21 protein-coding genes and 2 pseudogenes are annotated in these 20,709 nt (G+C 68.9%); 11 read left to right on the top strand and 12 right to left on the bottom strand.

All coding sequences use genetic code 11. The features are described 5' to 3' along the window. Positions 1–6 precede the first annotated feature (6 nt). The 7 genes from P3G67_RS15990 to P3G67_RS15960 form a co-directional block, all read right to left on the bottom strand. Entirely contained in the window at positions 7–1,020 is a 1,014-nt protein-coding gene (locus P3G67_RS15990) for a protein phosphatase 2C domain-containing protein (RefSeq protein WP_276094092.1), read from the bottom strand. Between the two features lies 1 nt (position 1,021). Further along, the gene (locus P3G67_RS15985) at positions 1,022–1,705 is read right to left on the bottom strand and encodes a vWA domain-containing protein (protein ID WP_276094091.1); all 684 of its coding nucleotides are present in this window, start codon (positions 1,703–1,705) and stop codon (positions 1,022–1,024) included. Between the two features lie 57 nt (positions 1,706–1,762). After that, complete coding sequence (locus P3G67_RS15980) at positions 1,763–3,472, bottom strand: vWA domain-containing protein (RefSeq protein WP_276094090.1); 1,710 nt, start codon at positions 3,470–3,472, stop codon at positions 1,763–1,765. Positions 3,473–3,474: 2 nt separating this feature from the next. Then, complete coding sequence (locus tag P3G67_RS15975) at positions 3,475–5,661, bottom strand: hypothetical protein (RefSeq protein WP_276094089.1); 2,187 nt, start codon at positions 5,659–5,661, stop codon at positions 3,475–3,477. A gap of 4 nt (positions 5,662–5,665) precedes the next feature. Then, on the bottom strand, positions 5,666–6,472 hold the full coding sequence (locus P3G67_RS15970) for a hypothetical protein (RefSeq protein WP_276094088.1): 807 nt from the start codon (positions 6,470–6,472) through the stop codon (positions 5,666–5,668). 217 nt (positions 6,473–6,689) lie between these two features. Further along, positions 6,690–7,094 (bottom strand): mycothiol transferase, encoded by a 405-nt coding sequence (locus P3G67_RS15965; protein ID WP_276094087.1) that lies wholly within the window; start codon positions 7,092–7,094, stop codon positions 6,690–6,692. A gap of 696 nt (positions 7,095–7,790) precedes the next feature. After that, entirely contained in the window at positions 7,791–8,195 is a 405-nt protein-coding gene (locus P3G67_RS15960) for a winged helix-turn-helix transcriptional regulator (protein WP_276094086.1), read from the bottom strand. Positions 8,196–8,328: 133 nt separating this feature from the next. Between P3G67_RS15960 and P3G67_RS15955 the strand changes: the two genes are divergently transcribed. Further along, complete coding sequence (locus P3G67_RS15955; RefSeq protein ID WP_276094085.1) at positions 8,329–9,186, top strand: NmrA family NAD(P)-binding protein; 858 nt, start codon at positions 8,329–8,331, stop codon at positions 9,184–9,186. Between the two features lie 195 nt (positions 9,187–9,381). After that, the gene (locus P3G67_RS15950; RefSeq protein WP_276094084.1) at positions 9,382–10,368 is read left to right on the top strand and encodes an SMP-30/gluconolactonase/LRE family protein; all 987 of its coding nucleotides are present in this window, start codon (positions 9,382–9,384) and stop codon (positions 10,366–10,368) included. A 739-nt stretch (positions 10,369–11,107) separates the two neighbouring features. On the opposite strand, the gene P3G67_RS15945 is transcribed toward P3G67_RS15950, so the two are convergent. After that, the gene (locus P3G67_RS15945) at positions 11,108–11,587 is read right to left on the bottom strand and encodes an SRPBCC family protein (protein ID WP_276094083.1); all 480 of its coding nucleotides are present in this window, start codon (positions 11,585–11,587) and stop codon (positions 11,108–11,110) included. Positions 11,588–11,697: 110 nt separating this feature from the next. Here P3G67_RS15945 and P3G67_RS15940 point away from each other — a divergent pair, with 110 nt between their 5' ends. The 4 genes and pseudogenes from P3G67_RS15940 to P3G67_RS15925 form a co-directional block, all read left to right on the top strand. Next, positions 11,698–12,408, top strand: coding sequence for a TetR/AcrR family transcriptional regulator (locus tag P3G67_RS15940; protein WP_276094082.1), 711 nt, complete (start codon positions 11,698–11,700; stop codon positions 12,406–12,408). Between the two features lie 39 nt (positions 12,409–12,447). Continuing rightward, positions 12,448–12,589, top strand: a pseudogene (locus P3G67_RS15935) (transposase); the annotation flags it as partial. 241 nt (positions 12,590–12,830) lie between these two features. Continuing rightward, on the top strand, positions 12,831–13,244 hold the full coding sequence (locus P3G67_RS15930; protein ID WP_276094081.1) for a DUF3592 domain-containing protein: 414 nt from the start codon (positions 12,831–12,833) through the stop codon (positions 13,242–13,244). Positions 13,245–13,551: 307 nt separating this feature from the next. Beyond that, a pseudogene (locus P3G67_RS15925) lies at positions 13,552–13,812 on the top strand (asparaginase domain-containing protein); the annotation flags it as partial. Here the strand turns inward: P3G67_RS15925 and P3G67_RS15920 are convergent. Next, positions 13,711–14,031, bottom strand: coding sequence for a hypothetical protein (locus tag P3G67_RS15920; protein ID WP_276094109.1), 321 nt, complete (start codon positions 14,029–14,031; stop codon positions 13,711–13,713). The pseudogene P3G67_RS15925 and the gene P3G67_RS15920 sit on opposite strands and share 102 nt — an antisense overlap. A gap of 46 nt (positions 14,032–14,077) precedes the next feature. Between P3G67_RS15920 and P3G67_RS15915 the strand changes: the two genes are divergently transcribed. Then, on the top strand, positions 14,078–15,325 hold the full coding sequence (locus P3G67_RS15915; protein ID WP_276094080.1) for a 2-dehydropantoate 2-reductase: 1,248 nt from the start codon (positions 14,078–14,080) through the stop codon (positions 15,323–15,325). On the opposite strand, the gene P3G67_RS15910 is transcribed toward P3G67_RS15915, so the two are convergent. After that, positions 15,300–15,959, bottom strand: a complete 660-nt coding sequence (locus tag P3G67_RS15910; RefSeq protein ID WP_276094079.1) for a TetR/AcrR family transcriptional regulator — start codon at positions 15,957–15,959, stop codon at positions 15,300–15,302. The two genes, P3G67_RS15915 and P3G67_RS15910, sit on opposite strands and share 26 nt — an antisense overlap. A gap of 64 nt (positions 15,960–16,023) precedes the next feature. Between P3G67_RS15910 and P3G67_RS15905 the strand changes: the two genes are divergently transcribed. From P3G67_RS15905 to P3G67_RS15895, 3 genes are read left to right on the top strand one after another with little or no spacing between them, the layout of a single operon-like run. Next, positions 16,024–16,527, top strand: a complete 504-nt coding sequence (locus P3G67_RS15905; RefSeq protein WP_276094078.1) for an SRPBCC family protein — start codon at positions 16,024–16,026, stop codon at positions 16,525–16,527. Further along, positions 16,524–16,904 (top strand): class I SAM-dependent methyltransferase, encoded by a 381-nt coding sequence (locus P3G67_RS15900; RefSeq protein WP_276094077.1) that lies wholly within the window; start codon positions 16,524–16,526, stop codon positions 16,902–16,904. Before P3G67_RS15905 ends, P3G67_RS15900 begins: the two co-directional genes overlap by 4 nt. Next, entirely contained in the window at positions 16,901–17,263 is a 363-nt protein-coding gene (locus P3G67_RS15895; protein ID WP_276094076.1) for a hypothetical protein, read from the top strand. The genes P3G67_RS15900 and P3G67_RS15895 overlap by 4 nt, the downstream gene beginning before the upstream one ends. Positions 17,264–17,579: 316 nt before the next feature. Here P3G67_RS15895 and P3G67_RS15890 read toward each other — a convergent pair whose 3' ends face one another. Continuing rightward, positions 17,580–18,197, bottom strand: a complete 618-nt coding sequence (locus P3G67_RS15890) for a nuclear transport factor 2 family protein (protein ID WP_276094075.1) — start codon at positions 18,195–18,197, stop codon at positions 17,580–17,582. 200 nt (positions 18,198–18,397) lie between these two features. Between P3G67_RS15890 and P3G67_RS15885 the strand changes: the two genes are divergently transcribed. After that, positions 18,398–19,258 carry a hypothetical protein gene (locus tag P3G67_RS15885; protein ID WP_313880392.1) on the top strand — a complete coding sequence of 287 codons (861 nt, stop codon included), beginning with the start codon at positions 18,398–18,400 and terminating at the stop codon, positions 19,256–19,258. A 325-nt stretch (positions 19,259–19,583) separates the two neighbouring features. Here P3G67_RS15885 and P3G67_RS15880 read toward each other — a convergent pair whose 3' ends face one another. Further along, positions 19,584–20,600 carry a DNA-directed RNA polymerase subunit alpha gene (locus P3G67_RS15880; protein WP_276094073.1) on the bottom strand — a complete coding sequence of 339 codons (1,017 nt, stop codon included), beginning with the start codon at positions 20,598–20,600 and terminating at the stop codon, positions 19,584–19,586. Positions 20,601–20,709 lie beyond the last annotated feature (109 nt).

The following is a 20,709-nucleotide window of genomic DNA, read 5'->3' as shown; positions in this document are numbered from 1 at the left end:
GCCCCCTCACTCGCCGCCGTCGCCGGGCAGCAGGTGCCGTGGCCAGACGGCCAGCAGAGTGCGGTCGTCGTCGAAGGTCTCCCGGGAGAAGTCGAGCAGGTGGGCGATGCCGCGGATGGGCGGCGGGGTCCGCAGGTGGTGGGCGAAGAGCTGGGCCACCTCACCCGCGCCGTCACCCAGCGGATCACCGAACCCGTCGCTGCCCACCAACAGCACGCTGTCGGGCCGCAGGGAGACCCGGGTCGGCCGGAGTGCCGTCGGCACCCGGGGCAACGGCGTCACGGCGGAGGAGAGCACCTCTTCGCCGGTGGAGTCCTTGGTCCTCAGCAGCCGCTCGAAGCGCCCGCTGCACCTGTGCAGCACCCAGGCGCCGGAGTCGCCGACCTGCACCAGTGACACCTCGGGGACACCGTGCCGTCCGACGCCGACCGTGCCCGCCACCAGCGTGGTGGCGTACCGGCGTTCGGCCTCCTGGCTGTCCTCCGCGGTGACCGCCCGACCGCCGCCTGCGCCCCGGGCTACCAACTGCCAGGCCGCCGACCGGACGGTGCGGACCAGGTCCACCTCCGGCCCGTCGTCGAGCTGGGCCGTGATGTCGTCGATGGCCGCCCGGCAGACGAGCGTCGCACCGATATAGGCCTGTGACGCCGACGACACCCCGTCGGCGACGGCGAACACCACGGTCCCGGTGGGCTGGTGGTACGCGGCGGCCGCGTCATCCTCGCGGGGCCGACCGTCGTGGCGGTGGGCGTAGCCGCGTACCGACGCGAGGCGGACCGTCAACTGGTCGGTGGACCAGCCGTCGCAGAGGGTGTCGGGCCGGTAGGAGATGGTCCTGGGCGGCCGTGGCTCGAACCGCAGACACGGCGTGCCCACGACGAACGGCTCCCAGTCCGCGCCGGTCGCCGGAGCGTGCGGCGACTCCGCCACCGGCAGCGGCTCCACGGAGGGGTCCATGCTGCCCACGAAGTAGCTTTCCAGCCAGCCGTCCGCGGGCGAGGTGTGAGGGGTCGGCTCCATGTCAGATCTCGTCGACGACCATGCGGAAACCGGCGGGCGGCTCCACGATCAGTTCGGCCTGGCCGTTGGCCATGGCGGTGCCGGAGCTGATGACGCTCTGGGTGAGCGCGGTGCAGAACGAGGAGATGGCGTCGCCCACCCGGTCGCCGTCCGAGACGTATGCGAAGTTCGGGTTGGTGGCGATCATCTGGATGGTCCGCGCGTCGGCGTCGCCGATACCGCACGAGATGATGTTGGGTGCCGCCTTGGTGACGGACCGGTCGGTCAGCCGCCGGTGGGCGCCGACCCAGTCCTCGCCCTCGTTGGGCATGCCGTCGGTCATGAAGAACACCGCGGGCCGGTGCACCTTGTAGCCGTCCGCCTTCAACTGGTCCACGTCCCGCAGGATGCGGCTCAGCAGCTCTTCGAAGGCTGCCTGGTAGCTCGTCGTACCGCGGGCGACGAGCTGCGGGATCTCGCTCTGCTGGCGCAGATCGACCAGGGGCATGCGCTGCACCACGTCGTCGGCGAAGCCGAGCACCGAGAAGCGCACCTTGGCCGCCGCCATCGGCGCGGCCAGCAGCTTGAGGTGCAGATGCGCCAGACCGGCGTTGAGGGCGGCCATGTTGGCGTTCATGGAAGCCGACTCGTCCGCCATCACGTAGATCGGAAGAAGGGTTCCGCTGTTTCCGGACACTGAACTCATGGGTCCTTCGCTTCAACGGCCGCACGGCCCAGTCGGCGGCCAGGTGGACAGGAGCGGTCAGTGGTGCGCCGCGGCGGCGGACAGCAGCCCGGCCGGGCATTCCACGACGAGGTCGGGCCGACCGGAGCGCAACCCACGGCCGAGACCCAGCACGGTGTTGCGCAGTAGGAGGGCGAAGCCCGCGACCTGGTCGGCGACCGGGACGCCCGGCATCCCCTCGAACGCGAGCTCGGGCCGGTCGGCGATGCGCCGCGCCGCACCGGGCGCCGTGCCGCCCAGGCAGCAGGCGATCACGGTGGGCGCGTAGCGGTGACCGGCCAGCCGGTCCCGGGCACCGCCCCAGGCCGCCGCCTCGTCGCTCGGGCCGGTGGTGCTCAGGAACAGCGCGATCGGACGCTGGACCCGGTGGCCGGACGCCTTGAGCGCGTCCACGTCGGACGACAGCAGGTCCGCGAGCCCGTCGAAGGCGGCGCCGTATCGGGCGGGACCCGACGCGGCCGGGATGGCCGGGGAGGGGCTCTGGGCGGCAGCTGACAGCGGCCGCAGCACCTGAGACCGTTCGCTGAAGGCGAGCACGGACAGCCGGATGCCTTCGGCGACGGCCAGATCCGCGTTGAGCGCCGAAAGAAGGTCGCGCAGTGTGGCGTTGAGGCCGTCCACGAACGGCTGGGCGGCGGCCGAGGTGTCGATCAGCAGGTAGACCGGCAACTGCCGGGTGGCAGCGTCCGGGGCGCCGCCCGACGGGTTCTCGTGCTGTCCGGCCCGGCCGCCCCAGAGCACCGGCGCCGGGGACTGGGGCGCGGGCTGGGCCGGGGCCGCCTGGTCGGTGGACATGGCGAGTTGTCTCGGGCCGAGCGCGTCGAGCCCCGCGGGTATCGCGCGGCCCAGCCCCGGCAGGTCGGCCGAACGGATCAGGTCCTTCTCCACCAGGAAGCGGAACATCTGGTCCCACCGCTGCGCCTGGAGATCGCTCTGCGACGTGCGGTCCGCCTCCGTCCGTACCATCAACTCGGCTACCGTGGCTGTGTCTTCGGGGTGCATGATCAGATGCTGTTTGAGCACGCCCTCCAGGTCGACGCTCATGTTGCCCAACGCGGCCCTGCGTTGGGCCTCGCGGCCCAGTGCGCCTTCTTGCTGGACGTCCAGCACGGCCTGCTCCGAGCGGGCCGCCGCGACCTGCGCCTCGTGGATTCCGCGGGCGATGGTGGCTTGTCTACGGGCCGCGAGCAGGGTGGCGATGTGGTCGCGGGCGGCCTGGTCGGGCTCGATCACCACAGTGCAGTGGTAGATGGTGATGCCCTCAGGCAGTGAAGCGCCGCGCGCCAGCAGCCGGTTGAGGTGCTCCTCGGCAAGCGCCGCCTCCTCGATGCCGAACTTGCGGGCCTCCGCGCGGAGTTGCGGGACCAGGAGGCCGTAGACGACGGGCAGGGCGTCGGTCACGTTGCGCCGTACGATCTCCAGCGGGTCGTGGACGCGGAACCCGACGTCGAGCGTGGCGTCGAACCGATGCGAACCGTCGCTACAGGTAAGCGGGGAGCTGACCAGCCGCCCGGTGCGGCGGTGGTCGCCCACGCTGACCTCGTAGCGCGTCAGATACCTGCCGAGGATCTTGTCCCGCCAGGTGAGGTTGACGGAACCGGCGAGGTCCAGTTCGCCGTTGGCGGTCGCGTACACCACGGCGCAGTTGCGGTTGCGGGCCCGTACCGGTCCCCACTGGGTGCGTGGCACCGGCTCCACGCCGAGGATCAGCGGAAGCGTGGACGTCATGTTCAGGCTCCTTCTCGAAGCAGCATGTGGTGGACGGCCCCGGCGGTCGCCGTCAGCGGGGCGAGGTTGTCGCGGTCGACCCATTCCTGGGCACAGCGCCGGACGATGCGCCCGCACCGCACGTCGCCGTGGACCACTCCGGCCAGCAGGTCCAGCAGGACCGGCCGCAGCCCGGCGTCGCGTTCCGCGATCCCGGCCCAACCCCGCAGCACCTGCTGGGCCTCGCGGTTGAGGGAGTCGTCACCCAGCGCCTCCCGCCACAGGAGCACCAGTGGCTGCTGCACCGGTTCGGTGACCGTGGCCAGGTGGAGCAGGACCGGCCACCCCTCCGGGCCCTCCGTGGCGGTCTCCACGACCAGGGAGGTGGCGACGATCAGGAAGGCGAGCAGACAGGTCGGACGGGCGCGGTTGTCGTAGATCCCGTCCCACAGCGCGCTCAGCACTGTCGGCGCCAGCCGGTCGTCGCCCGCCACCAGATCGGCGAAGGCGTCGCCCACCGCCACCGAGACCTTGACGTGGTCCACGGTCGCCAGCCGCATGAGGGCTCGGACGCTCTCGTGCGGGTCCATGCCGCCGGGGCACAGGCCGTGGATCCGGGCGGCCGTCGCCTGTCCCAGTGGGCGGGAGCGGTCGGCGTACCAGGCGGCCGTTATGGCGCCGATCTGCGGGTGCAGCCGCTCGGTGCCTCCAGCGGCGAGCAGGACGTAGGCGACGGCGTCACGCAGCCGCGCGTCCTTCGCCAGCGACCAGCGCCGCAGTACGCGGTCCTGGAGGTATCCCCAGGACTTCGGCAGCAGCCCGCCGAGTGCCATGGCGGCGTAGATCCGCACCTGGCCGACGGGGCTTTTGACCAGGTCGCCGAACCAGTCGAGCAGTACGTGCTGGATCGCGTACTCGTGCCAGGCGTGCCGCAGCACGGATCTGGGGTACTCAGGGTCGAGGTACTCCAGGGTGTCGGCGTCCTCGTCGTGCGCGTCGGCAGTGGTGCGGTGGGCCCGCAGCCTGGTGAGGAGCTTGCGGCGGGGCCAGGCGAACGGGTCACGGTACGCCGCGTCCGGCTGACCTGACCCGGCGTCGGCGTCCAGTCGGGCGTGGAGCGCGCGGGCCGCCTCGGCGATGTACTCCTGCGGCAGGCCGTTGAGCACGGCGAGCGCGATCGCGAAGCAGCGCAGGGCGGGGTCGGCCAGGCCCTCGGCCCAGATCTCGAAGTCCTCCGCCTCCAGACGGTCGAGCCGGGCCCTGATCCGGTTCACCGACAACTCGCCGGACTGGTACTCGTCGCAGAGCGCGGAGGCCAGATCAGCGGCGGCCTTGCAGGAGGAGGTCCCCAGACAGGAGTCGATGAGGGCTTTGACCTCGGGGTGTTCGAGCAACTCCACACTCGCCGGACCGCCCAGCTTCCAGCCGAGGTAGCGGGAGACGACACCCAAGGTGGACTCCAGGGCGGGCAGGTCCACCACATGCGACAACAGCTCGCTGTCGGCGAGTTCGGTGGCCTCGACGGTGACCACCATGGTCGCCTTGGCGCCCAGCAGCGCGGTCTCCAGGCTCTGGAACAGTTCGCCGCGCAGGTTCGTGATGTCGTCCGGCTTGTCCAGCAGGAACCCGGTGCCAGGCTCGATATCCGCCTCACCGAAGCCGTTCTCCAGCCGCTCGATGAGCGAGCCGAAGTCGACGGAGCGTTCCAGGTGGTAGATGGGACCGTCGCCCATGCCGATCAGCAGCCGGACCGCGGCCGCGGTCTTGCCGTGGCCCGCGGCGCCGCGCAGCAGGATAAGGCGGCGCTGCCGCAGGCTCTCCCGGGTCTCGTCCCACTGCGGCGGTGGTTCGAACGCGAAGCGCACCCGCTCGACGAGGAGCGGCGATACCGGGCGCAGGCGTTCGCGGCGCCCGCCGAGGAGGAAGACGTACTTGTCGCCGCCGACGAAGTCGGCGCCGATGTTGGCGGACGCGTGCCGTAGATGGCCGTGGCGCTGGGTGCCCTGGCCGAGCTGGCCGGTCGCCTCGGACGCGTCGTCCCCCGAGCCGACCCGCTCGTCGTCCTCGCCGCCTTCGGGTTCCGGTGCGTCGGCGGACCCGGCGTCGCCCGCGTCGTCGTTGACCGCGCCGGGAGCGTCGGCGGTGGGCGGCGGTGCGTCGGGTGCCGGGGCGGCGCCTTCGCCCGGCGCCGGGGGTTGCGGGGTCGTCACGCTCTCACCGCAGTCCCGGGTAGGCGCCGTTGACGTGCACCGTCTTGTTCCCGGCGACCAGGTCGCCCTGCACGGTGTTGCCAGAGATGGTGATCGTCTTGGCGGAGGCCCCCGTCCCGGCGGAGGCGGGGGCCTGCGCGGCGGGCGTCTGCGGGCCAGCGGGGGCAGACGGGTGCGCCGGGGCCACCGGCGTCGGCTGGGCGGCGTCCAGCGGCGGCAGCCCGGGCGGGGCGCTGTAGCCGGGGACGGTCACCCAGGCCTCGATCGGCTGACCGTGCTTGGCCTCGAACCGCATCGGCAGGTACGCGGCGGGGTCGAGCGGACGGTATCCGTGCCGGATGACGTCCCGGTGGACGTCGGAGGACACGGCGAAGACCAGGTGGGCGAGGTGGGCTGCGGTCAGGACGTCCCGCAGCGGTTCGGCGTTCACCAGCCGGAACGCCGTGTTGATGGCATCGCCCGACCAACCGTGCTCGTCCCTGGACGCCAGCCCCTGGTGCAGCGCCACCCGGAGCCGGGTCGCGGCGGCCGTGCTGGTGAGCACCGCCCGCTCCCGAAGGCCGTCGTGCAGTTCGCGGATGAAGTCACCGGCGAGCGACACCGGCGAGACGGTGGACGGGACCAGGATCAGGATGCCGTCCCCTCGGTCCTCCATGACAACGCCCTTGTCGGTGAGGCCGGTTGCCGACAGAGCGTCCTCGACGACCTCGTACATCGCGCGGCGTACGGCCCGCTGCACGGGATTCTCGCGCGGGCTGAAGTTCTCCACGTCCAGCACCATGATCCAGTAGTGCAAGGCTTTAGCTCGCATCTGTCCTCCCGTTGACATGCGCCACGTTGGGCGTGCCTCGTTACTACGGCACGTCTAAAACGTCGTCCACGCCATTTGGCGCAAAGAGCGACCCCATGTGCCATGTCTCGGATCACCGCCCCAGCGGGCCGAGTTGGTGACCAGCCGGATCCCCCGGCGATGGCATCGGCACTGTGGCAGACAGGGCTGGGAACGGGGATTGTTTCGCGCCAACCCGTCAGTGCGTGGCGGTGCGCCGTAGGGCCGACCGCCCGGGCCCGCTGATACCACGGGCGCGGTGAGCGTCGCTGGCAGCGGCTGGCTGGCACCCAGGTCGGGAGGTGGCCAACTCGTCTGCCTTGCGGGCCACTTCGGCGTAGGCATCCAGGACACGGCGAGCGTCTCGCCGGGCAGTGGCCGGAAGTCGTCGGACCGCCGGGCCCAGTCCGCCTCGGCCATGGCGGTGAAGTCGGGCAGCGCCAACGAGCCCTCCACGATGAAGTTCACCAGTCCGCTCCATCGAGGAGACGTGCCTGATCAGAGTGGCCACATACAGCTCGATGGCGGTGGTCCGCTGCCCGGCCAGCTCGTCGGTGAGGTCGCGGGTGGTGAAGTGCAGGAAGTGCCGGTGCTTGGTCAGCATCTCCAGCAGGGTCGAAAAATACGTCCGCGCAGGTCAGATGGTCATGCGTACGTGCGGGGGAGGGGCGTGAAAGTTGGTCGTGGCGAAGGAGCTCGGGGGCGGTGCGTGAGCGCTTGGCCGCTGATCTGTTCGGCCGAATATGGCTCTTGAGGGCGTTCAGGGCGTGGAACCAGTCCCAACGCTGCGCTTGGCGAAGACCCCATCCTGCCCTGGTTGTGCATCATGCTGGTACTCGTGGAGGAGGCCGCCCAGACGTTCACGCCTTCTTATGTCAAGGTGGATAAATCGCCCCGGCAGATGGCCGGTTGGGGTGCCAGCGCCGCAGCAGGTCGCGGTGTCAACGCAGCACCGTGCCTGGCGAGACATCAGCGGTAGTTGACGAAGACGCACCCGGGGGAGGGGATATAGGAGGGCGTCCAGCAGTGCACGTTCCGGCCAGGTCAGCTTCGGTTTGCCGATCTGCCGCTGAAGTGCGGCGAGTTGGTGGCGCGGTGCCAGGCTCCCGGCTGCTTGTCGCGGTCGCTGATCGGGAGAGCTGCCTGCGCGGCACCGCGTTCTCATGCTGCGGCACCAGCAACTCAGCATTTCCGCCGCGCGTTGGCGTAGCAGCACCGCCGGGACTGACAGCAGCTTCCGCGTCACCTGATCCACCAGTGAGAAGACCCTCCGGACAGGGTTCCAGAAGTGCTCGCAGGTTCAGCCGGCGTTCTCGCTCCGGGCGTCGTACTCCTCGCGGGCGGCGAGGACCTCTGTCACGTGGCGCACCGACCACTCCGTAAGCGCTCTCAGGGGCTCCCGTAGTGTCTGGCCAAGCGGAGTCAGCTCGTACTCCACGCGGACCGGCACCTCCGGGTAGACGGTTCGCCGGACCAGTCCGTCGCGTTCGAGGGTGCGCAGTGTCTGGGTGAGCATCTTCTCGCTCACTCCCGTCAGCCTCTGCCGCAGTTGGGTGAACCGGCACGCACCGTGCTTGCCGAGCTCACCCAACACCAGAACCGCCCACTTGCTGCCGATCTGGTCCAGCAGGTCGCGCGACGGGCAGCCACGCTCGTACGGATCCCACGACGCTATGGGCTCGCTCACACCCTTGGTGGTCGCCATCCCGCTCACCTCATTACTTTCCTGCAGGTGGCTACCTTACAACGAGGTGGCTACTTACCAATAGAGAGCTACGAGGTCATCCTGGCTCAGTATCGCCGCGGGAGGTTCGCGGCGCGAAGAAAGGAGCGATCTCATGTCAATCGTTGTCACCGGAGCCTCCGGCCAGTTGGGAAGGCTCGCCGTCGAGGCACTGCTGGATCGCGGAGTGTCGGCCTCGGACATCGTCGCGACCGGCCGGGACATCGACAGGATCAAGGAGTTCGCCGACCGCGGTGTCGTGGTGCGCCGGGCCGACTTCGCGGACCCGGACGGTCTTACGGCGGCCTTCGAGGGAGCGGACAAGTTGCTGCTGGTATCGACCACGACTGTGGACGAGCGGGTCGCCAACCACCGCCGTGCCATCGATGCCGCAGTGGCGGCAGGTGCGTCGCTGGTGGCGTACACAAGCATGTCGCACGCGGACACGGCCACGACGATCCTCGCCTCCACTCATCGCGCCACCGAGGAATACCTGCGGGCGCGTGGAGTCCCCAGTGTGCTGCTGCGCAACAGCTGGTACCTGGAGAACTACATGGACCAGCTGCCGCTGGTGCTGCGAAACGAAGCCGTGGTCGGGGCCGCCGGCCAGGGGAGGATCAGCGCCGCTGCCCGTGCCGACTACGCCGAGGCCGCCGCGGTCGTGCTGACCACCGAAGGGCATGTCGGCGCGGTGTACGAACTGGGCGGCGACGAGGCGTTCACCCTGACCGGGCTCGCCACGGCGATCTCGGCCGTCGCCGGAAGGCAGATCAGCTACACCGATCTCCCCGCCGACGAGTTCGCCCGAGCGCTGACCGACGCCGGCCTGCCTGCCGACTTGGCTCACGTCCTCGCCGACGCCGATCTCGGCATGAGCCGCGACGAGTTGTTCACCGGCTCCGGCGACCTGAGCCGCCTCATCGGACGGCCCACCACCTCCCTGGCCGACGCGGTCGCCGCCGCGCTGCGCTGACACCGCTTCCCGGGCAGCCGACCCGACGACTGCATAACCGGCGGCATTCACCGCCGCTGCGGCTCCGCCACCGGCGCGGGTGAAGCGGGTGATCCCGGCTTGGTCCCGCCCCCCGGGAGGACTCGATGGCCTGCCGCCGGTATTCAACGTTCCTCGTGTCACTCCCCTCCATTCCATCCGGAAAGGTCCTTCACGATGTCCACCCGTACTACCGCGCGCGCCACATGGAGGCGCGCGCTCCTCACAGTCACCGCGACGTCCACCGCCCTGGCCGCCCTCACGCTTCCGGCCACCGCCGCACCCACCCATGACCGTGAGGGCGGCGATTACACGATCACGATCAACGGCAGCAACGCCTTTCCCGAAAGCGTCGCGGCCGACCACCGCTACGTCTACACCGGCAGCATCGCCGACGGCACCGTCTACCGCGGCCGCCCCGGGGCGAAGACGCTCGACCCCTTCCTGCCGGCCGGCCAGGACGGCCGCACCCAGGCCACCGGGATCAAGGTCACCGGCAATCGCCTGCTGGTCGCCGGCGCCTTCACCGGACGCTTCTTCGTCTACACCCACACCGGAAAGCTCGTTTCCTCCTACACCGTCCCCGACACGGGTGGACCGACCCTCGTCAACGACGAGGCCGTCACCCCCAACGGGGACGTCTACATCACCGACTCCTTCCGCGCCGTGGTCTACCGGATCCCTGCCGCCGAGGTGAACGCCCCCGCCACCGGCGCCCACCGGCCCCTTGAGGTGGCCTACCACCTGCCGGACTACGTGGCCGGCCAGTCCAACGGCAACGGCATTGTCACCACCCCCGACGGCAAGTCCCTGATCATCGGCTACTGGTACAGCGGCGCCCTCTACCGGCTCACCCTCGCCACCGGCGACATCCGCAAGATCGACGCACCGGCCCTGCCCAGTGCCGACGGCATCGCGCGGCGAGGAAACACCCTGTACGTCGCCCGTTCCGTGAACAACGAGATCACCACTGTGCGGCTCTCCGGCGACGACACCCGGGCCACCGTCGTCTCCGAACGTACCTACCCGGGGGCCGACACCACCACTGGCGTCGCCGTGAACGGCGACCGGCTACTGGTGACCAACTCCCAGATGGACACCTACCTGTACGGCACTCCGCTGACCAGCCCGGTCTTCACCCTGGAAAGCCTGCCACTGCGCTGACACCTTCGACCTGCCCTCGCGCGGAAGTCCAAAAAGTACGATCTCGAAAGGGATACCGGCCATGCCGGTCTATCAAATGCGTACGTATCATCCAGCGTCGGAATCGGCCGCAGCTGATTATCTCGTGCGATGGGCGGCCCATGTTTCGACTCTGGGTCAGTTTGATGTGGTAACCCATGGATTCTTTGCGGTTCCAGGGAACCCGAAGACGGTTGTAGCTCTTGTCAGCTTCCAGGACGGAGCTGATCCGGATGCAGTGATCCGCGACTACATAAAGTCCGCCGCGCGTGGGCCCAGCACGAATTCTCTTTCGGGGCCGGTGAGTTCAAGCTGCCGGCCTCGCCCGGCGCGGATCAGCAGCGGGCCACCGAGTCCCCCGTCAGGAGTGTGAGCTGCGCGGTGAGGGTGGCGCTTTGAGTCCGTGCATCCTCGGGCAGGAGCGGGCCGTGAGGCAGGGCGTGCCGGACGGTCGTGCGCGACGAACACCTTGACTTCAAGGGCGCTTCCTTGTGGGAGGGTTGGGCGTGGTGCCGTGCGCGGGAGTTGATGACCGTGACGTACGTACTTCTTGGCCTCGTCCGCCCTCCCGCTGGATCAGCTTCGTTCAGTGGGCGGAAGGACGACGTATGAACCCGCTGGCGAACGGTCTTGACGTACTGTGGGTCGCTGCGTACAGCACCCCGTTCTCGATGGCCGCTCCCGCGACACTGAAGGGGGTGCGCCCCCTGGTCGGCAGTCTTCAGGTCCTGGGCTTGAGAGTGCTTCCGGGGCGGAGCATGCCGGAATCGTCGAGATCGTTCAGTACTGCGGGCAGTCCGACGCGCAGCATCTTCCGCCGGACGTGGCCCAGGATTTGGGCCATGAGGAGTCCGCCGGTACCTGTGAAGCCCGTGTGGTCATAGGTGAAGCGTGTTCCTGCGGCATGCGGCTCTATCCGGTAGGTGACTTCGGTCGTCTCGCCGCCGCCATGGTCGGTCCACGAGTAGCGCAGCAGTCGGGGCTCGTCCGCCTCCAGCACGACGCAGTCGACGATGCCGCTCCAGCCGGGCTTCGGCCTGGCGATGAACTGGAACTCCGTGCCGACGGTGGGGGTGAAGCCTTCCGGTCGTGCGCCGGCGCCGGTAGCGGTCCACAGTGGGATGAGCGCAGCGTCGGTGACGGCGCGCCAGACCTTGGCAGGGGAATGCGGGTAGTCGCGGACGATGTGGATGGTGCGCATGGAGGCCTCCCAGAGCTGACGGGGTGTGGTGTCGGAACAGGCCCAACGCTTACAGTCGCTGAAAATTTACTGTAGCAGTAATTATTCTGTCACTGGACTACGCTGCCATCATGAGCACAGTGAACTGGACTGCATGGCGCCGACAGGCGGAGCCCAGGGCCGAGGGACTGCGGGAGCGGAAGAAGCGCCTGATGCGGCAACGCCTGTCCGACACCGCGACCGAGATGTTCCTGGAACGCGGCTTCGACGCCGTCCGTGTGTCAGAGATTGCTCAGGCGTGTGGTGTCTCGGAAAAGACGGTCTTCAACTACTTCCCCACCAAGGAATCGCTCATCCTGGACCTCGGGGAGTCCACAATGGCCGCCCTGCGCGCCGCCCTGGCCCGGCCGGACCGCGCTTCGGTCGAGGCCGTGCTGGGGATCCTCTCCGACGAGTTGAGCGCCATGACGTCCTGGATCGCCGCGCAGGAGGACTCTGTCCAGGCTGCTGCCATGATCCAGCGCTTTGGCGCACTGACGAGATCGACGCCGTCCCTGCGGGCCTATCACCGTGACATGACCGACCGGCTCGTCGTCGCCGCCTCCGAGGTGCTGGCCCAGCGCATTGGGATGGGCCCGGATGACCCGGAGCCGCAGATTGCGGCCACCGCCCTGCTCGGACTGTGGCCCATCCAGTTCCAGAGCCTGAGGAAATACCTGGATGGCAAGCGCACGCCCGCGCAGGTCCATACGGCGGTGACCGCCGACGTCCGCCGCGCAGCCGAGCTCATCTCCACCGGCCTGGCCTCATTCGCAGGCCTCAAGCCCACTTCTCGCCCTTGAGCGAGGGCGACGGGGGACTCAACTCGTTGACGTCCTCCGCTACCCAAGCTGCGCTCAGGCGGGGTTCTTCCCCAGCCTGCTGGAGGGTCGCCGCCGCATCGGCCGGGCTCCGTTCGCCGTCATCATGGAGGCGTATGTGCACGGCGTGTCCACCCGGGCGGTCGATGACCTGGTCAAGGCCCCGTCTGGCGCGACAGTTCGCTGCCCAAGATCGGCTGGCCCGCTTCCCCCGAGCGCCGACCCCAGCGGTCTCGCAGTGGCCGTTGCTTTCGACGCAGGTCCTCCCCAGGGAAGGGACAGACGTGAGGAAGTGGAAAAGCGGACGCCCCGATCACTGGGACGCAAGAACCGGATCAAGTCGGCGCGACGTCGTTGTCTTTCGTGAGGGCAGGGAAGTTGAGGCCGGTAGGAACCGGGGATAGGTGGCGGTCACCGTGTGGTTGTTCCTGGTAGTGGGGTTGCTGTCGATCGGGTACTCCTTCTTTCTGAACGCACGTCACCGCCGACTGCGGCGCGAGGGGGTGCCGGTCCAGGGCGTCGTGGTTCGCCATGTCAGACACTCCGGCGGGGAAGGGGGCAGCACGTACCACGCCGTGGTGAACTTCACCGATGCGGACGGCAATCCGCGCGAGTACCAAATCCCGGTCTCTGGAGTAAAGGGGCTGCCGGTCGGCGGCCAGGTTGCCCTGCTCTACCTGCCCGGTGCGCCGAATAAGGTCGGCGTTGCCCTCGCCTCCAAGCGCAGGCAGGAGATCGCCATCCCTGCGGTCGTAGGCTCCCTGTTTATCGCGACCGCGATCTTCTTCATGTCCGGCGTCGCCCATGGACACGGCTGACCCTGCGTGAATGTTCTGTACGTGCATCTCTCCACGGGATCGGATCGTGTACCCGCGTGATGGTGCAGGCGATCAGCTGGTGGTCACGTTGGGGAGTGCGGCGGCGCTTTCTGGATGCCCCGGGGTAGAGCTGGTCCGTGCTGCCCTCGGGCCACAGGCCCTCTCGTGTCACACTCTGTGGATCGCTCTGCCGGCCTCGATCAGGAGACCGTAGCTTTGACGACGCCTGCCCCCGGCAGATGCTCGAAGTCGTCGATGCTGCCTCGCGAGCGGTCAGCGACGGAGCTGCTGGCGTTGTTGTCACACAGTGACCGACACGCTGGAGGAGACCGCATTCCTCGTCGACCTTGTGTGGCGGCACGAGGCGCCGTTCGTGCTCACGGGCGCGATGCGCAATCCGACGACTCTCGCCGGCGCGGACGGTCCGGCGAACGTGCTTGCGGCAGCACGTGTCGCCGCGGCACCCTCAGCCCGTGAGCTCGGGGCGCTGGTCGTTTTCAACGACGAGGTACATGCCGCACGTTGGGTACACAAGGCCCACAGCACGAGTACTGCATCGTTCACCTCCCCTAACGTTGGTCCGATCGGTCACGTCATCGAAGGTCAGGTACGCATACTGGCCAGGCCGACCCGCGGCGAGCTGCTGTCGGTCCAGACCGATGTGGCGCGGCTCGATGCGGCACGTGTGGCCCTCTACTGCGTCACGCGCGACGATGATGGTGCGCTTCTCGACGGGTTGGCGGAGACACATGACGGTCTCGTCGTCGCCGGTTTTGGTGTCGGTCACGTGCCGTCCGCGCTCACGCCGAGGCTTGGTGCCTTGGGCCGAACGCATGCCGGTTGTGTTGACGTCGCGGACGGGCAGCGGCTCGGTGTTGCGGCACACCTACGGCGCGGTCGGCTCGGAGACGGATTTGCAGCGGCGCGGACTGATCAACGGCGTCCTGCTCGATCCCTACAAGGCCAGGGTGCTGCTTCGTCTGCTGGCCGCGACCGGGGCCAGGCGCGAAGACGTTGCTGCGACGTTCGATCAGCACGGGAGAGAACGTTCTTGCTGCCGACCTGGCTCCGAAGCACCCTGTCCAAAACAGACAGGGCATCTGCGTTGGGCATGCGAGGTTCCCTGCCTCCGCTCTTTCTGTGACGTGCTCTTCAAGACGATCCCGGAGTGGGTAGGTTCGATGGGCATGAAGCATGTTGCGGTGGTGGGCGTCGGGGCGGTGGGCGGCGTGGTGGCCGCGGGCCTTGCATCGACTGGGCGCACGAAGGTGACCGCGTGTGTGCGGTCTCCGCTTGGTGGGTTGCGGATCGACTGGCCTGAGGGGATGACCCAGGAGGCGTCAGTATTCGAGGAGTTCGATCCTGCCCAGGTGTCGGCGGTGGAGTGGGTGGTGCTGGCGACCAAGGCTCACCAGACGGCCGCGGTCGCGCCGTGGCTGGACCGGCTGTGTGGTGCGGGGACTCGTGTCGTGGTGTTGCAGAACGGCGTGGAACACCTTGAGCGCGTCGCGCCGTTGGCGGGCGCCGCTCGCGTGCTGCCGGCTGTGGTGGAGATCGGGGCCGAGTCGCTGCGGCGTGGGCACGTCCGGTTGTTCGACCGGCCGCGGATCACGGTTCCCGAGGACGACGACGGCGCGGAATTCGCGGCCCTGTGCCGGGGGAGCGGCATCACCGTCGCGCTCACCGGCGATTTCGTGACCGCGTCCTGGATGAAGCTGTGTCTGAACGTGGCCAACGGTGCGGTAACGGCATTGACGATGCGTCGGATGCCGGTCTTCGCCCAGCCGGGCATCGCCGAGTTGGGCCGCGCGTTGGTGGAAGAGGCGCGGCAGGTGGCAGTCGCGTCGGGGGCGTGCCTTTCCGAGGATCTGCCCGACCAGATCTTGGCTCGGCTGCGCGCGATGCCCGCCGAGTCTGGCAGCAGCGTGCTGTGGGACCGCCTAGCCGGCCGTGCGTTGGAATACGACGCCCGCAACGGGGCGGTGGTGCGTGCAGGGGCCCGCCTCGGCATCCCCACTCCGTACAACGAGACCGTTACCGCGCTGCTGGCAGCCGTCAGCGGACCGGACGATGTGACGTAGCGTCCTGTGCCCGTTCCGCACCCGCAGGGGACGCGGGAGAGGGGAACCGGCCACATAGGAGGGCGGCCGCGCCCTGCTCGGCGAGGTCCTCGGCATGCGCGGGCAGGGGCGTGCCCCCGCGCAGGTGGCGGCGGACCAGCGCCAGGGGGAGGTCGACCAGGGCGAGGGTGACCCGGTCGGCGGCCTCGGGTCCGCGCAGATCCAAGGCGGCGGCCAGGGCTGCGAGAGCGGCGTGGACGCGCTGGTTGCCGGCCTCGGCGCGACGGCGGTGCGGTTCGGGCCAGTGGGCGCGGTCGAAGGCGTCTGCGCCGTGGAGCAGCACGGCGACCTGCTCGGGGTGGGCGCGACTCCAGGCCACCACCTGACGAGCCGCCCCCCGCGCAGCCTGCGCGGGGTCATCGCCGACCGTCTCGCAAGCGGCGAGGTAGCTCGCCTGGAAGGTCTCCACCGTACGCAGCCATGTCTGTGCGAGCAGCTCGGTGCGTCCGGCGAACCGGTGGTACGCCGAGCCGCTTGGAGCGCCCACTTCCGCGGCGACCGCGGACATGGTCACCGCCGTCGGACCGGCTGCTGCGGCCTTGCGCACGGCGGCGTCGAGGAACTGGTCGGTGGTGAACCGGGCTGGCCTGGCCATGCAGTAGAGGATAATCTCTAAAATATTGGAGGATGTTCTCTGAAAGCCTTCAGGGGAGGACGCGATGGGCGTGTACAACGTGCACGAACGCCTGCTGGCGGCGACGCGGAGTGAAGTGGGGGCACTGATCGACACCCTCGCCGGCGACGGCGACGCGTTGTGGCCACATCACAGTTGGCCTGCGATGCGCTTGGACGGCCCCTTGGCCGTCGGAGCGGTCGGCGGGCACGGCCCCATCCGCTACACCGTGACCGCCTACGTCCCCGCCACCTGGGTGCGCTTCACCTTCAACGCACCGCGCGGTTTCGACGGCTTCCACGAATACACCGCCCTGGCCGTCGACGAGCACCACACCCTGCTGCGGCACACCCTGGCCATGCACGCCCGAGGCCCAGCCCGGCTCACTTGGCCCCTGCTGTGGAGGCCCCTGCACGACGCATGCCTGGAAGACAGCATGGACCGCGCCGAACGAACCTGGACGACACCGGCCCGCCCGACACGTTGGAGCCGATACGTCAGCCTCCTGCGTAGCCTGGTCCGCACCCCCACCCACGGAGCGCGGCCATGACCGCCGACACACCGCTCTACGACGACCCCGCCTTCTTCACCGCTTACCAGCGGATGCGTGCCGCGGGCAGCGGTCTCAACGAGGAACTGGAACAGCCCGCGCTCCGGCGGCTCCTGCCCGCGGTCGCCGACCTGGACGTGCTGGACCTGGGCTGCGGCGACGGCACCCAGGCACGGTGGTTGGCGACGGCTGCGGCCCGCTCGGTACTGGGCGTGGACCCCTCCGCACGGATGCTGGAACTGGCCAGGCGCCACAAGAACCCGCTCGTACGCTATGTGTGCGCCACCGCAGAGGAGTTGAGCCTGCCGGACGCGTCGCTCGACCTGGCGTCAGTAGCCTGGCCCTGCACTACGTCCCCGACCTGCCCGCCCTCATGACGCGGATTGCGGGCTGGCTACGGCCCGGCGGCCACCTCGTCTACTCCGTGGAACACCCCGTATGCACGGCACAACACCCGATGACCGGCTGGCCGAACGAACACGACCGCACCGCGTGGCCCATCACGGCTTACGGCTACGAATCGTCCCGCTCTCAACGCTGGTTCAACACCACGGTCACCAAGTACCACTACAAACTGTCCACCCACATCAGCGCGCTGACCGCAGCCGGGCTCACCCTCGTCGCCCTGGACGAACCCCAGCCCACCCACGCCGCCGTCACCCGCCAGCCAGACCTGACCCAACACCTCATCAGGCCCCCACTACTGGTCGTAGCCGCGCGCAAGCCAACGACCTGAGCTCCGAAAGATCATTAGAGCGAGGCCTGCTGCGTAAGTAAGTGCGACGCGCTGTTCGTCATCGCGATGATCAGTGTCGCCGACAGCGTCCTGCGGAACCCCGTCACCAGCGCCGGTTCCGCAAGCCTTCTGGTGCGCTGCCTGCCCACGCCCGGTTCACGGCCGCGAACGCGTCCTCTCAGTGCGGAATCAGCGCCCGTCTCACGCAGGGGTGGCCCGATTCGCTATGGGCGGGCCGCGCCATGCTCTCCGTGCTGAGCGTCACTTCCGGTGCTTCCCATCGCCCTCAGACATCGGCCCGTCAGGGTTGGGCGTGTCAGGCTGCCAGGGCTGCCCCGGCGATTGGGGTGGCCCTGAAAGCCGAGGACGCCGACCCCACTTCAGTTCTGCTGTTCTGCCGCACAGCGTTGCCTGCTTCGTGTACACGGACGTCGGTGAGAGGCCCGAACTTGATGAGTTCCGGGAGCTCGCTCATGTAGGCCGCGATCACGTCGCGCCCGTCCAGGGGGCGGACAGCACCCTCGGCCGCCCAGGGGAATTCGTCTACGGCGTCGGGAGCGTACATGCTCATCCACCCGTCGACGTCGCCGGCGGCAAGGGAGTCGATCGCGTCGGCGAGCGGGCCCAGAAGCTCACCGCCCTGGGCGAGGCCGTGGGGAGGCGCCGCTCGGACCCGGGACGGCCGTCGCGCGAGCGGATCGTCGCGGTCCTCGACGCGCTGCTCCCCTTCAAGCTGGACAATCGCCAACTCATCCGCGCGAGCAACAACCGCTGCTGCCGGTGGCGCGACCACCGGCAGGTGATCAACGGGACCATGCACCGGCCCAGCACGCGATTGCAGTGGCAGGAGTTTCCCCAACGCTTCGGCCCATGAAAGGCCCCTCCGCAAGCGGCACTTGCTCTGCTCGGTTGACGGCACCTGGGGAAATGTCATGTCGCTGTTGATGATCTGCAGGCGTCCTATCGGGCCGTACGTGGCCGGTTTCGTGCCCGCGGTTGTTTGCCTTGGTGGCTGTGAGGCTCAGACTGTGGGGGGTCGGGATCACGGTCAGGCGAACAAGGGGAACGGCCGGGATGAACAGGGCAAGAGGCACCGATTCCACTGCCGGGCAGTCGACGCCAGATACCACCCCCGTGGGCAGGACCCCGTTCGACAACCTCTATGACCAGCCCGACCCGCGAGCCTACTTCCGTGTGCTGGGCGCGTTGGACTACCAGACGCCCCACCATGCTCAGGGAGTCTTCCGGCGCATGGCCGCCAACCGCACCGCCCAGCTGGCGGGACGTGCGGAGGTGCTGGACATCTGCTGCTCCTACGGCATCAACGCGGCCCTGCTCAATCACGACCTGACGTGGGACGACCTGCACGCCCACTACACATCACCACGGGCCGACGCACTCACCACCGCCGAACTGATCGAATGGGACCGTGCCTACTACGCGGCCCGCCGACGCCGGGACGCGGTCCCCGTGACCGGACTCGACGTGGCCACGCCTGCCCTCGACTACGCGCTCGCGGTCGGCCTCCTGGACCATGCGTTCGCCGAGAACCTCGAAACCGCCCCGCCCTCACCAGCCCTGCGCCGCGCTGTGCGCGCCACACGCTTGATCACGGTCACTGGCGGGGCGAGTTTCCTGTCCCCTCGCACCTTCCAGCCGCTCCTGGCCGCTGTCGACGCCCCCGTGTGGATCGCCGCTTTCGTGTTGCGGACGGGCTCCTACCAGCCCATCGCGGCAAGCCTGCGGTCCCACGGACTGGTCACCGAGAAGGCCGCCGACTCCACCTTCGCCCAGCGCCGCTTCACCAGCCCGCAGGAGCAGCAGTACGCCGTTGATGCGGTGGCTGCCGCGGGTGAAGACCCGCAGGGGCGAGAGACCGAGGGTTACTTCCACACGGCCCTGTACGTGTCGCGGCCTCCGGAAGACACCGAGGCATTCCCGCTCGCAACACTGACGCAGGCACCGAGTTCAGCCCCTCGCCTGCCAAGGCATTGAAGGAGTCAGCGGGCCGGGCGGCCGGCTCGTGTGACGTCGGCGTTGGCGGCACTTCTGCCTTCGCCCGCACGGTTCCGCCGCTGCGCTCGGCGCCGCCGCATTCGGCGACATGGAGTCCTGGTTTGCCTGGACGGCTCAGCTGGTGGCTGGGGAGATCAGCCTTCGTGGCCGGAGCACCCTTCCCCGTCAGCCACTACTCTTTGCGGATGCCGCCCCGGGAGCACACCGCCCCTTTCTCCTCCGGACCGGAGACAGCGGGGCGGGGTGTCCCTGTGGGGCTCTACCCCGATACGGGCTGACCAGCGGACCCGGTACAGCGCGGCATTCAGTACTGCTCGGTTTCGACGAACCCGGTGTCTTCGTCGGCGCCGAAGGCGCCTGCGGCAGCGATGGGGTCGAATCCGGGCGGGCTGTCCTTAAGGGCCAGGCCCATGCTGGCCAGCTTTGCCTTGACCTCGTCGATCGACTTCGAGCCGAAGTTGCGGATGTCGAGCAGGTCCGCTTCGGAGCGGCCTACGAGCTCGCCGACGGAGTGGACGCCTTCGCGCTTGAGGCAGTTGTAGGAGCGGACGGTGAGTTCGAGTTCCTCGATGGGGAGGGCGAGGTCGGCGGCGAGGGCGGCGTCCGTGGGGGAGGGGCCGATGTCGATGCCTTCGGCGTCGACGTTGAGCTCGCAGGCGAGTCCGAAGAGTTCGACGAGGGTCTTGCCGGCCGACGCCATGGCGTCGCGGGGGTGCATGGCCTGTTTGGTCTCGACGTCGACGATGAGTTTGTCGAAGTCGGTGCGCTGCTCGACGCGGGTCGCCTCGACCTTGTAGGTGACCTTGAGCACGGGACTGTAGATGGAGTCAACCGGGATGCGGCCGATCTCCTGGCCCTGCTGCGTGTTCTGCACGGCGGAGACGTAGCCGCGGCCGCGTTCGACGGTCAGTTCGATCTGCAGGCTGCCCTTTGAGTTGAGGGTGGCCAGGACCAGGTCCGGGTTGTGGACCTCGATGCCGGCGGGCGGGGCGATGTCGGCGGCGGTGACCAGGCCGGGGCCCTGCTTGCGCAGGTACATCACGACCGGTTCGTCATGCTCGGAGGAGACGACCAGCTGTTTGATGTTGAGGATGAGGTCGGTGATGTCCTCCTTGACGCCGGGCACGGTGGTGAACTCGTGCAGCACGCCGTCGATCCGGATGCTGGTGACGGCAGCGGCGGGGATGGAGGACAGCAGGGTGCGGCGCAGGGAGTTGCCGAGGGTGTAGCCGAAGCCCGGCTCCAGCGGCTCGATGACGAACCGTGAGCGGTATTCCTCGACGACCTCTTCGGTCAGAGACGGGCGCTGAGCGATCAGCATGAGGTGGTGCCTCCAGTTTTCGGCGCCCGCTGGGTTACGCGGCATGGCAAGGATAGGGGCGGTGCGGCCTCGCAGCGGCCATCCTCACGGCAGGCGCCTGAAGATCCCT

Origin of the sequence: Streptomyces silvisoli, assembly GCF_029269905.1 — a bacterium.
GTDB classification, from domain to species: Bacteria; Actinomycetota; Actinomycetes; order Streptomycetales; family Streptomycetaceae; genus Streptantibioticus_A; species Streptantibioticus_A silvisoli_A.
The sequence above is the reverse complement of the archived record's forward strand: the minus strand, read 5'-3'. Positions and strand labels throughout refer to the sequence as shown.